Below are 11,697 nucleotides of genomic sequence, written 5' to 3'. Positions count from 1 at the left end.
AAAGAAATGAGAACTTGTAAAATTCCAATGAAATTTTAATATTTGAGGAATTTAGTTTGGTGTTATTGCGGGTTTAAGTGTTTTCGGCCGGTCTCGATTTGTGTTCGAAGAATTTACCAATAATATTCAATCGATAGCTTTTGAAAATCGAAATAAGTTTTACCTACGGATTTTAAAAAAACATAAGCCTTAAGCATTCACCTGAGGGCCAAATAAAGCATTAAAATAAATTACTCAAAAAGGACCAGCTGGATTCATATTGAATTGCGGGCACATGATCAGATTCTTGTATAGGAAATAACTGAAGATATTGATTCAAGATTTTATCCATCTTAGGATCTAAAAAGTAGTCTTTTCTGAAATGCATAGCCCTACTGGCAGTCATCCACTCCATCGTCAAAACCATAGATGCATTTTTCAAAATTTGCTGTGAACGCAATCCGGAATTAGCCGCCATACTTACGTGATCTTCCTGCCCTTTTGATGAAATAATAGAATCAACAGAGCTGGGCGTAGCCAATTGTTTATTCATACTGACCGCCGCCGCTGCCGCATATTGAACGATCATATATCCTGAATTCAATCCTGGGTTATTGGTTAAAAAGTCAGGTAAACCCCTTGAACCACAAACCAATTGATACAATCGTCTTTCTGAAATATTTGCCAACTCGCACAAGGCCAGAGATAAGTTGTCGGAAGCAAAAGCAAGGACCTCAGCATGAAAATTGCCACCGGAAACAATTTCACCGGAACTCAGCAAGATAGGATTATCAGTAATTGCATTTATTTCCTTTTCGGCAGTTTGTTTGACAAAATTTAAAACATCTAAACAAGCACCATGAACTTGAGGCGCACACCGGAAGCTGTAGGGGTCCTGAACCGATTTCCCGGATCTTTTTTCCAAATCACTTTTGTCAATCCAGGAAGAGATTTTTTGCGCGGCAACTATTTGCCCATTTTGGTTTCTTAAAATATGGATTTCGGGAAGTAAAAAACGCGTAGAACAATTAAAAGCCTCGCAAGAAAGAGCAGCAGTAAGATTTGCTATTTCAAAGAGCTTTTCACCCGTCATTAAATTGTGAATCAGTAAGGCCAGGGAGTATTGTGTACCATTTAACAAAGCCAGACCTTCCTTAGCTTTGAGTTGAGGAGCGATCAAGCCTTGCTCAAGAAGCAAATCCTGAACTTCTTTTGATTGTCCGGCGATCATAAAACGACCCTCACCGATACAAGGCAAAAATAAATGGGCCAGAGGTGCCAAATCACCGGAAGCACCCAGTGAGCCCATAGATGGAATTTGAGGATATAGTTTTCGATTGTACAATTCAATCAAAAAAGCAATCAACTCGGGCCTTACAGCAGAATAGCCCTTAGAAAGGCAAATAATTTTGAGCAGCAGGCAAATTTTGACAACAGCATCCGGAACATTTTCACCAAATCCGCAAGCATGAGAGCGGATCAAGTTTGCTTGTAAATCATCCAACTGGTCAGGCGCTATGACGACATTACATAAAGCGCCAAAACCGGTATTAACGCCGTAATAAGCCTTGTTGCCGTCATGAATGAGGTCTTCCAGGCGTTTTCGCTGGGTCTGAATATGTAATATTTGACTTGGGGCGATAACGAGCTTCAGATCCTGGTCAATGATCTCCCTGATTTGGGCTAGAGAGACCGGATGTTCACTTATTTCTACAAATTGATCCATGCCCAAAGATAAAAAGGGGTGCTAAAGCGGGGCTTAATTTTCTAAAACGATGTAGGACTGTTTATGGTTAAGATGGGGTTAAATACGCCGGTTAAGAAACCAGAAAAGCAGATTTAAAGTTTAATTGCAAAAGAAAGATGCATATTTTTCAAATTCTTTACTTTTGTGCACTTTTTGAGAAAATGGAACGTTTTACGAAATTCAAACTATACCATATGAAATACATTTTGATCATTGCTTTATTTTTTACCGGGATTTCCAACTTTTATGCCCAGAAATTTGCTCTTGTAGATGTAAATAAAGTATTGGACAATCTCGATGAGTACAGAAGTGCACAAGAAGAGCTCGATCGAGTTGCAGCAGGGTGGAAACAGGAAATTGCCGTAGAATACGACAAAATAAAAGCGCTTTACAACAAATATCAGGCAGAACAGGTATTGCTGACAGAAGAACAACGCAAACTCAAAGAAGAAGAAATAACAAATAGAGAAAAAGAAGCAAGAAGAATGCAAAAAGAAAAATTTGGCGAAGAGGGTGAATTATTTAAAAGAAGGCAGGATCTGGTCCGTCCTATTCAGGACAAAGTATATACTGCCATTCAAGATTTTGCTTTAGCCAATAGCTTTGATGCGATTTTTGATACAAGTGGAACTGCAGGCATCATGTATTACAATAAAGATTTGGATAAAACAGAAGCAATCCTTAAAAAGCTCAAAACAAAATAATATTGAATATAAATATTTATAAATTTACTACAATGAATAAAACCTTATTCCTCATTTTAATTTTTTTAGTTGGATTGATATCCGGTGCAGAGGCCCAAAAATTTGGATATTTGAATTCACAGGTATTGATGGCGGAGTTGCCGGAAGTCAAACAAGCAGATGCAACTTTACAAGCATTGCAAACCCAACTTGAAAAGAAAGGCCAATTGATGGTTCAGGATTTGGAAACTAAATATAAGGATTTGCAACGCAGAGAGCAATCCGGAGAAATTAGTCCAAAAGCCCTCGACGAAGAAGCCAAAAAACTAAAAGAACAGGAAGGAGAATTGGCCAAATACGAACAAGATGTTCAAAAGCAAATGCTTTCCAGAAGACAAGAACTATTACAACCGGTTATTGATAAATTGAATAACGCAATTAAGCAGGTAGCCACAGAAGGTCAATTTACCTATATTTTTGATTCCAGTGCCGGGATCTTACTTTATGCACAGGAAAGTCTGGATGTAACGACCCAGGTCAGAACCAAACTAGGAATTTAATCGGTGGATGCCAGGCAACCGATAGGCATCTTTGATTCCGGAATCGGAGGCCTGACCATTGCATCAGCCATACATCGCTTGTTGCCGGAAGAAAGTATTATTTATTTTGGCGATACGGCACATTTACCTTATGGTGAAAAGTCACACGATGCCATCAGGTATTATTCATTGCGCATTTGCAATTTTTTACTGGAAAACAAATGCAAGGCAATTGTTGTGGCTTGCAATTCTGCTTCAACTGCTGCGTATGAAATCTTACTTGAGTTTTTTGAAAAAAAAGCAATCTTTGTAAATGTGGTGGATCCCCTCATTGCCGCGGCAAATAAATTGAATATAAAGCGCATTGGCCTCATTGCAACACATGCAACCGTACAGTCTGGCGTATATCAAAAAGTTTTTCATCAATCCAATCCTGACATTGCAGTAAGTGCTCTGGCAACGCCGCTTTTGGCTCCTATGATCGAAGAAGGTTTTGTAAACAACACCATTAGTCATTCCGTAATAGAAAATTATTTGTCCGATCCTCAACTTGTCGATATTGAAGCATTGCTTTTAGCATGTACCCATTATCCTCTGATCAAAAAAGAGATAGAAACATTTTATAATCAGCAAATTCCTGTGATGGATTCAACGGTGGTCACGGCAGAGCAATTAAAGAAAAAACTTGAAGAACGAAATTTACTAAATCTTAAAAAAGAAAAATTAGATCATTTTTACGTTTCGGATTATTCAGAAAATTTTGCCAATGCTACTAAATTATTTTATCCCGAAAACATTACATTGGAACTTAGAAATATCTGGAGTTAGTTTTTATAAATTAAATAGACATCTAGGAATTTATTCGATAAAATAGATGTTCTCTTTTCAGAGTCTTAAATTAAAACTTATGAATCCAGTTCATTTGCATTTATTATTAAATCATTTGCCGATATTGGCGGTTATTTTTGGCCTGTTAGTATTGCTATCTGGAATTATTTTAAAGAATCCTACGATAAAATATGTTGGACTTGCGTTTTTTATATTGGCGGCCCTACTTGTAGTTCCTGCGAATCGCACCGGAGAAATAGCAGAGGATGCAGTTGAAAAAATTCCCGGGATCAGTCACCAAATAATTGAAGCGCACGAAGAAGCAACGAAACCCTTTTTTATAGGGACATTGATACTAGGTGCTTTGGCGCTACTAACGGCATGGTTAGAGCGAAAAAATAAGGGATTCGCTACAAAACTTTACGTTCCATTATGCCTCATAGCTTGTGTGCTAAGTTTTTTAGCAGTGAAAGCCGGGAATAGCGGCGGACAAATCAGACGCCCGGATCTGAGAACGGATAAGAACAATATCGAAATACCGATGAATACACCAATGCCACCGGAGAATGAGGATAAGGATTAATTGAGATTAGAAAATTGAATTTGCATTTAACTAATCTTTCAATAATTAAAAGTATTATAACTTTAAACTCAGTATACAGCGTAAAACTGCTTATTAGAAACCCATCGGCTCCATTTTTTATTATACCCATGTACTTGCCGGACTTCATGAGCTGATGTATCATACACAAGATATCCGCGATTGATCCACTCGAAAATGCTTCCATATAAATTATAAACATTCGTATAGCCTGATGCGATTAATCTTTTTGCAATGCGTTCGCTGCGATACCCAACAGAACAATAACAAACAATTTTTGCAGATTTTGGTAAACTTTTTAAAATACCCATATCGAATGATTGATATCCTACCCATTTGGCATTTTTTAAATGTGAAACGGAGTATTCTTTCCATTCGCGCGTATCTAATAAAATAAATTCATCATAGGTATGGTGTAATTCTTCACAACTTATTTCGGGAACGTCGTGCGACAATAGCGTTTGAAGTTTTTTTTCAAAATCCTGATTCAGGATCCGAGGAGATGATTGTGTCCAACCAAAATTCATCCATATAGAGAGAAATAATAAGTAAACAGATCTCATATCAAACAAATTGGTCCCGCGCCAGCTTTATCTCTTAAGAGTCTTCCTTGTGTAAGGTAATCAGAAAATTTTTCAGCCAACCAACTTTCGACCTGTGGTTTGCAAGATTCAGGAAAAAGCATGTGAATATTGGGACCCGCATCAATTGTAAAGCAAACAGGTAACATTGTGCTTTTTCTCAAACTTTGAATTTCATGAAGGATGCGCAGGGAGTCGGCTTGTAACAAAACATAGGCGGGTTGTGAACTCATCATTAAGCCGTGCAGGCTCAACGCTTCAGATTCACAAATAGCAATAAATGTCGGCCAATCGCCAGATTGTAAAGCAGGCATTAATTGTTTTAAATGATGTTCAGCTTGAGCGATGCGCCCATCTCTGAAAAAATGGTGGTCCATTAAAGCATGACCGGCTGTTGAAGAAACGGATTTTTCTCCGGCATTGACAATAAAAATATAATCACAAAGAGTTTTAAAATCACCGTGAAGTAATTGTTCCATAGGTACTCCAAACTCATTTGAGCTTTCGGCCAGTCCGATATGTTGACCCCATAAACTTGCAAAAGGAAATACGGAACGACAAGCAGAACCTGAACCCATTCTTGCAAACCAACTACATCGTTGTAAAAAAAGCTGTTGTGATACTTCTATTTCAGAAATGAGATTTTTCTCAAAAGTCCCAATACAAAGTGCTAAAGCACTCATCGCTGATGCAGAAGAAGCAATTCCGGAAGAGTGCGGGAATGTGTTTGAAGAATGTATTTCAAGAAACCATTTTTTTAACCATGGCAGATGTTTATCCAGGGTTTGAAGAAACATTTTAATTTTAGGTTCGAAATCCGGCTGAGATCTGCCTTCAAATAATAAACTGAATCTTTGATCAGATTCTTTTGATTTTTCGCTCCAAAATACGGATGTATTGGTTTTACTTTCAGATAGCGTGAAACTGAACGAAGTATTCATTGGTATTTGATCGGGCAATTTTCCCCAATATTTAATGATGGCAATATTGGAAGGACTGATCCAGTGAGTACTATTCGACATTGATTGTAAGATCTTTATTCATATCAAATTCTTCGAGTACTGCATCCATTACTGGATCTTGACCCGGAGTGTATTTTTCTTTAAGTTTATATCCATTGAACTTTCCCAATTGATTCCAGTAGAATGCAGCAAATCCACCACGCAATTCTTTAATCACAGAATGAAACGGCTTGTCAAGTTCGCGTTCAATCATTTTGGTAAGGATAAGGCCTTGTGTTCGCGTTAAATTTTTAAGTGTGTTTTCAAATTGTGCTTCAAGGGCTTGATCTATTTGGTCGACAAATTTACGTCTTTCTTTTTCAGTCATGTCTTTTGTAGCCTCTTGCACTTGTTGATAAAGCCTGACGGAGTGTGCTGCAAAAGGATACACCACAAATGCATATCTTCGATATTTTAGGTAACGTTCCTGATCAGCTAATGAATCAAATTGCATTAGAGGTAAAATGCCGGTCAAATCTAATTGAGTGGTGAGTGTGGTGTCGTCGCCCGCAATCACAACTTCTGTTTCCATACCATTTATGATGGTTTTATAGTGCTTTAGACTGTCACTCTGCCCAAAACAGGTATAAATGGCCATGAAACCAACAAATGTAAACCGGAAGCACATATTTACTAAACGAAACAATTGCCTAGGAGTTTTATGGTTCATGAAGAAGTAAAGGTAATAAAGCAGTTGGTGAAGGATAAGACATTTGGAAAAATTAGACTTAGGATCAAATTCTTTCATGAATGCCACAACAAAAAGGATTCAGTATTAAAGGCGAACTCTGAAATTGCAATATCAAGTCTTTAAATGGAATTAACATATTAAGTTCTAGATTAATGTAAAAAATAAGCAACAATTATTTCATCAATTATTTAGGGGCTTTCACATAAAATATGCCCTGTTTTGTCATCATATTAAAAACAGCTGGCATATAATGACAAATACAAGAGCAAGTTGCACATACATTTGCTTTAGCAACAGAATTTTTAACAAATATTTGATTCATATGAAGTTCTCTAAAACCAATTGGGTGGTTTCATGGCTGTCCTTGAAACTGATTTACCTTATGCTCTTTTGCTCAATAAGCTTTTCTGCGCAAACCCAGGAGGTTTCATTAACAGGAAGAGTCATTGATGCCAATAACAATACAGGACTCGAAGGGGTACTGATCAATGTTAAAAACAGCAACGAAGCCGCAAGTACAAATACACTTGGTGAATTTTCCTTATTGTTAAAAGAATCATTTCCAGTCGTGCTTCAAATCAGGTACACTGGATATGAATTGAAAGAAGTGGAAATTAAATCCAGCGAATTCATCGTCATTTCACTTGAGGGCAAAAAAACAGAGTTAGAAGAAGTACTTGTTGTAAGTGGTTATACGGTCCAGAAAAAAAGTGAGTTCTCCGGTGCGGTCGCAAATATTGAATTCAAGCAATTACAAAATCGTCCGGCAGTGAGTTTTGATCAGTTATTGGGGGGCCAGGCTCCGGGCATTGATGTGGTTCAACAAACCGGAGTACTCAACAATACTCCTGTCATGCGCATCAGGGGTATCAATACCATTACTTCAGGTTTATATCCCCTGGTCGTTGTAGACGGAGTAGCTATGTTTGTTGGCTCTATCGGTGGGCTCATTGGCAATAATCCGTTGTCAGATCTAAATCCAAGCGATATTCAGTCGATTGATGTTTTAAAGATGCATCTGCTGCTGCAATATATGGTTCGCGTGCAGCCAATGGAGTGATGGTCATTACAACGAAAAGAGGAAAAAAAGGCCGCGTTAAAGTAAATTATGATAACTGGGTCAGTAGAAGCACTCCATATAATTTACCGAAACTCTTAAATGCAGAGGATTATGTAATGATCAAAAATGAAGCCATGCGCAATTCAGGTTTACAACCCGGTTATGCGCTTGCTAAAAATCCGGATGGAAGTACAGTTAATACAAATTGGTATGATGTTGCTTACAGACCCGGATATTCACATAGTCATAACCTAAGTGTTTCTGGCGCCAACAATGCAACTAGTTATTATTTTTCATTTGGTTACACGAATCAAAACAGTTTTATCAGATATAATTTGTACGAGCGCTATTCTGCACGTATAAACATAGAAAATAAATTAAATCAACATTTAAGTGTTGGTGCTTTTGCAACCTATGCAAATGGATTCAATCAGGGACCAAATACGGGCGCTATTGCCAGTAATTCGCTGGGCACTTCCTCATACAATTCAGAATATATAACCAACGAACCGCTGGGCAGAATGACTTATGTACTGCCACCCAATGTTCCGGTTTACAATGCAGATGGATCATACAGCATTCAGAACAGCATCAGTGTGGGATATGGAGCAAATAATCCAAGCACTATTGGAACGATCAACGCGTATAATCTAGCGATGGTCCAAAAACTTGATGTGAATACTTCCGAAAACAATACGCTGATCGGAAATTTTTACTGCGAATGGAAAATTACAGATCATTTGAAATTTAAAACCAGTTATGGAATCAACAATCTTCAGACGGAGAATAAAGCATTCCTGAATCCTGTTCATGGTGGTGGAGCAACTTCCAACGGAGTGGCTACCAATGTATTTGCAAGATATTACAGAACAGATTGGGTCAATACATTGAGTTACGGATTTTTAATCAATGATTTGCATCAGTTCAATCTTTTGGGAGGTTACGAACAGCTTAAAACAAATATAAATTCATGGGGTGCGCAACGAAGTAACATAACGGATCCTTTTTATGAAAATTATCAGGGGGGCTTTGTAAACATCTCACCCATTGGAAATGTGTATTCAGAAAATAAATTGCTTTCTTATTTTTCTAACCTGACTTACGATTTTGATAAAAAATATTTCCTCGCGTTTAATTTCAGACGAGATGGATTGTCTGCATTAGCAGAAGGCAATAAATACGGAAATTTTATGGGAGGCTCCATTGGATGGAATGTTTTTAAAGAAGGTTTTTTTGAGAATTCTTCTATTCGAAATATAGTTGATCAATTGAAACTCAGAGCAAGTTATGGGATTGTTGGTAATAGTGAAATCGGAAATTATCCGGCTATCGGCTTGTATGGCTCCAATACCTATGGCGGGCAGCCCACCTTAATTTATAGTCAAACTGCAAATCCAGATCTCAAATGGGAAACCAGTACGAAATTGGATTTAGGTTTTAATGCGTCCTTTTTTGAGAATAGATTCATATTAGAGTTTGGATACTACAAAAATGATATCAAAGATCTTATCTTAAAAGCACCGCAGGCATTGTCTGCCGGCATTCCGGGTAATTTTATCAACGACAACGTTGGCAGTATGTATAACACAGGATTCGAATTGGCCGTGCAGGGAAATCTCATATCAAAAAAAGAATTCAATTGGAGTATACAACTCAATTTTTCAAGCCTTGAAAACAAAGTGACATCGTTGATTAGTGATATCTATGTTCCAAGTATTTTTGGAGTACAGAACATGACACGCGTTGGGTATTCTGTTGGATCTATTTTTGCAGTTCCCTGGCTCGGAGTGAATCCAGATAATGGATTGATGATGTTTCAAAATCGCGAGGGTAAAACGGTTCAGTATAATCATATTGGCTCTCCCAAGTGGACCTATTTGGATGGCAGCTCAGCTCCAGCCATAGACAATTATCTTGATGGCATTATACAGGGCCCTTCGCTACCGAAATATTTTGGTGGTATCAATAATAGTTTTCAATACAAGAATTTTGAACTTACGGTCAATTTAACATATGCGCTAGGACATCTGTTGTACAATGGGACCAGGGCTACAAATTCAGATCAGCGGTATTTTAACAACGGTGAGTTTATAAAGGAACGATGGACGACTCCCGGACAAAAGACCGAAATACAAAAACTCTATTATGGGGACAATGTATCTGCTGGATTTTCTTTTTCTGCAACTTCAAAAGTAGAAAAAGGAGATTACCTGAAACTTAAAAATATCACCTTAGGGTATCAAATTCCATTGAAGAAAATTGGACTTAGCGGAAAAATCAGTTCTGCAAGGGCTTTTGTACAAGCAGTGAATTTATATACGATTACAGGGTATAGAGGTTCTGATCCGGAGATATCTATTAATGGCAATTCTATCCATTCCGGAAAGGATCAAAACGTTTCTCCGAATGCACAGGTTTTTTCTGTTGGTATAAATGTTGGATTTTAATAAAACTAACGATTGTTAATATGGTGAACATTAAATTAAAAAGTATGAATTATTTTTATAAAACGGTGTCATTTATAAGTTTGTTGGTTTTGACATCTTGCGAAAAAGATTTTTTATCAACAGAGCCTAAAACGAATATTCCAGAAGCGGAAGCGTATAGCACGCCTGCAAAATTTTGGCGCAGGTAAATAATTTATACGGCCAGATGCAAAATCCGAATTTTTACGGTGGGCGCTACATTGTTTTTAATGAACAACGCGCTGATGAGTTTGGGCAAAACGATGGAAATGCAGCAACAGGATCTGCTATATGGAATCAGAATGTAGCTTCTACCAGCGAATACATCAACAATGTTTGGGCAGCAGCATACACAGCCATCAATGCCGCTAATATTTTAATGAACCAACTCAGCAATTCAACGGTGGTTTCTGATAGCCTGGCAAAATTATATATCGCTGAAGCGAAATTTGTAAGGGCTTTGTGTTATGTGAGTTTGGTCCAAACTTATGCAAAGCCTTTTAATCTAGACAAATCAGCACCAGGAGTACCATTAAGACTGAGCCCCATAACATCATCGGGACACAATGATTTAGTTCGAAGCCCGGTAGAGGAAGTTTATAAGCAAATTATCAAGGATTTGGATGAAGCAGAGACGGATTTACCTACTGCATATCCGAACAGTTTGTTAAACATCTCAAGAGCGCACAAGAGTACAGCGATAGCTTTAAAAACAAGGGTTTATTTAAATATGGCGGAATACAATAAAGTTATTTCTGAAGCCCAAAAAATAGTTCCAGTTACTCCACCATTTGTTTATCAGGCCGGGAATTTAAGTCATCACTTAGAAAGTTCACTTTCAAATTTGTATAGTGGAGCTTATACAGGTTCAGAGTCCATTTTTTCAATCATTTTTGCGAATACCACTACAGAAACTCCTCCGGCACAATTTGCGTTGGCTTTCAATTATGTCACGCAGCCCATTATTTTCCTTGCAAAGGAAGGCATCGGGTATCATACGGCATTTAGCACAAATGAAGACGCTCGTTCCGGATTGACGGCCATCAATATTGCTAAGCATAAAATTTTAACCAAGTTCAAAATTACAACTGCCCCCTTCAGAGATTATGTACCTGTATTGCGGTATGCAGAAGTATTGTTGAATTACGCGGAAGCTGCAGCACATCTTGGAGATTTAAGCACTGCAAAAAATTTATTGTTGGCGGTTCGCAATCGCGCACATGCAAATTATCAATTTCCCGATAGCGAAACAGATACCAATGAAAAAATTGTACAGACCATTTTAACGGAACGTCGAATCGAATTTGTAGGAGAAGGATTGCGTTTACAGGATTTGCAACGAAACCTATTACCGCTTCCGGCAAAAACTGGCAGTATTGGCAAAGCTCCTGAAGTTCTTGTCAATGCCAGGAATTATATTTGGCCAATCCCTAGCGGTGAATTGAGCACGAATAAATTATGTGTACCGAATTAAGTTTAGGATAATAATTTCGTTGGAATGTTTAGGAAATTCGAATCATGT

11 protein-coding genes are annotated in these 11,697 nt (G+C 37.8%); 7 read left to right on the top strand and 4 right to left on the bottom strand.

Translation table 11 applies throughout. The features are described 5' to 3' along the window. Positions 1–220: 220 nt before the first annotated feature. Positions 221–1,705: a histidine ammonia-lyase gene (locus IPM92_13790; protein MBK9109403.1), complete on the bottom strand. Its 1,485-nt coding sequence runs from the start codon at positions 1,703–1,705 to the stop codon at positions 221–223. A 215-nt stretch (positions 1,706–1,920) separates the two neighbouring features. On the opposite strand from IPM92_13790, the gene IPM92_13785 reads away from it, so the two are divergent. The 4 genes from IPM92_13785 (at position 1,921) to IPM92_13770 (ending at position 4,359) form a co-directional block, all read left to right on the top strand. Then, positions 1,921–2,430, top strand: a complete 510-nt coding sequence (locus IPM92_13785; GenBank protein ID MBK9109402.1) for an OmpH family outer membrane protein — start codon at positions 1,921–1,923, stop codon at positions 2,428–2,430. Positions 2,431–2,462: 32 nt separating this feature from the next. Beyond that, positions 2,463–2,969 (top strand): OmpH family outer membrane protein, encoded by a 507-nt coding sequence (locus IPM92_13780; GenBank protein ID MBK9109401.1) that lies wholly within the window; start codon positions 2,463–2,465, stop codon positions 2,967–2,969. Positions 2,970–2,972: 3 nt separating this feature from the next. After that, positions 2,973–3,776: a glutamate racemase gene (gene murI, locus IPM92_13775; protein MBK9109400.1), complete on the top strand. Its 804-nt coding sequence runs from the start codon at positions 2,973–2,975 to the stop codon at positions 3,774–3,776. Positions 3,777–3,855: 79 nt separating this feature from the next. Further along, entirely contained in the window at positions 3,856–4,359 is a 504-nt protein-coding gene (locus IPM92_13770; GenBank protein MBK9109399.1) for a hypothetical protein, read from the top strand. Positions 4,360–4,427: 68 nt separating this feature from the next. Here IPM92_13770 and IPM92_13765 read toward each other — a convergent pair whose 3' ends face one another. From IPM92_13765 to IPM92_13755, 3 genes are read right to left on the bottom strand one after another with little or no spacing between them, the layout of a single operon-like run. Beyond that, positions 4,428–4,904, bottom strand: coding sequence for a rhodanese-like domain-containing protein (locus IPM92_13765; protein MBK9109398.1), 477 nt, complete (start codon positions 4,902–4,904; stop codon positions 4,428–4,430). 32 nt (positions 4,905–4,936) lie between these two features. Next, positions 4,937–5,980 (bottom strand): diphosphomevalonate decarboxylase, encoded by a 1,044-nt coding sequence (locus tag IPM92_13760; GenBank protein MBK9109397.1) that lies wholly within the window; start codon positions 5,978–5,980, stop codon positions 4,937–4,939. Next, the gene (locus tag IPM92_13755; protein MBK9109396.1) at positions 5,970–6,605 is read right to left on the bottom strand and encodes a DUF4294 domain-containing protein; all 636 of its coding nucleotides are present in this window, start codon (positions 6,603–6,605) and stop codon (positions 5,970–5,972) included. Before IPM92_13755 ends, IPM92_13760 begins: the two co-directional genes overlap by 11 nt. A 367-nt stretch (positions 6,606–6,972) precedes the next feature. Between IPM92_13755 and IPM92_13750 the strand changes: the two genes are divergently transcribed. The 3 genes from IPM92_13750 (at position 6,973) to IPM92_13740 (ending at position 11,649) form a co-directional block, all read left to right on the top strand. Beyond that, positions 6,973–7,710: a TonB-dependent receptor plug domain-containing protein gene (locus IPM92_13750; GenBank protein MBK9109395.1), complete on the top strand. Its 738-nt coding sequence runs from the start codon at positions 6,973–6,975 to the stop codon at positions 7,708–7,710. After that, positions 7,680–10,157 (top strand): SusC/RagA family TonB-linked outer membrane protein, encoded by a 2,478-nt coding sequence (locus tag IPM92_13745; GenBank protein ID MBK9109394.1) that lies wholly within the window; start codon positions 7,680–7,682, stop codon positions 10,155–10,157. The genes IPM92_13750 and IPM92_13745 overlap by 31 nt, the downstream gene beginning before the upstream one ends. Positions 10,158–10,332: 175 nt before the next feature. Beyond that, complete coding sequence (locus IPM92_13740) at positions 10,333–11,649, top strand: RagB/SusD family nutrient uptake outer membrane protein (GenBank protein ID MBK9109393.1); 1,317 nt, start codon at positions 10,333–10,335, stop codon at positions 11,647–11,649. Positions 11,650–11,697 lie beyond the last annotated feature (48 nt).

Source organism: Saprospiraceae bacterium (genome assembly GCA_016719615.1).
In the GTDB taxonomy this organism is placed as follows: Bacteria; Bacteroidota; Bacteroidia; order Chitinophagales; family Saprospiraceae; genus Vicinibacter.
The sequence above is the reverse complement of the archived record's forward strand: the minus strand, read 5'-3'. Positions and strand labels throughout refer to the sequence as shown.

Coding starts and splice junctions, on each gene's coding strand:
- IPM92_13790 (MBK9109403.1), bottom strand. CDS start 1,705: ATGGATCAATTTGTAGAAATAAGTGAACATCCGGTCTCTCTAGCCCAA.
- IPM92_13785 (MBK9109402.1), top strand. CDS start 1,921: ATGAAATACATTTTGATCATTGCTTTATTTTTTACCGGGATTTCCAAC.
- IPM92_13780 (MBK9109401.1), top strand. CDS start 2,463: ATGAATAAAACCTTATTCCTCATTTTAATTTTTTTAGTTGGATTGATA.
- IPM92_13770 (MBK9109399.1), top strand. CDS start 3,856: ATGAATCCAGTTCATTTGCATTTATTATTAAATCATTTGCCGATATTG.
- IPM92_13765 (MBK9109398.1), bottom strand. CDS start 4,904: ATGAATTTTGGTTGGACACAATCATCTCCTCGGATCCTGAATCAGGAT.
- IPM92_13760 (MBK9109397.1), bottom strand. CDS start 5,980: ATGTCGAATAGTACTCACTGGATCAGTCCTTCCAATATTGCCATCATT.
- IPM92_13750 (MBK9109395.1), top strand. CDS start 6,973: ATGAAGTTCTCTAAAACCAATTGGGTGGTTTCATGGCTGTCCTTGAAA.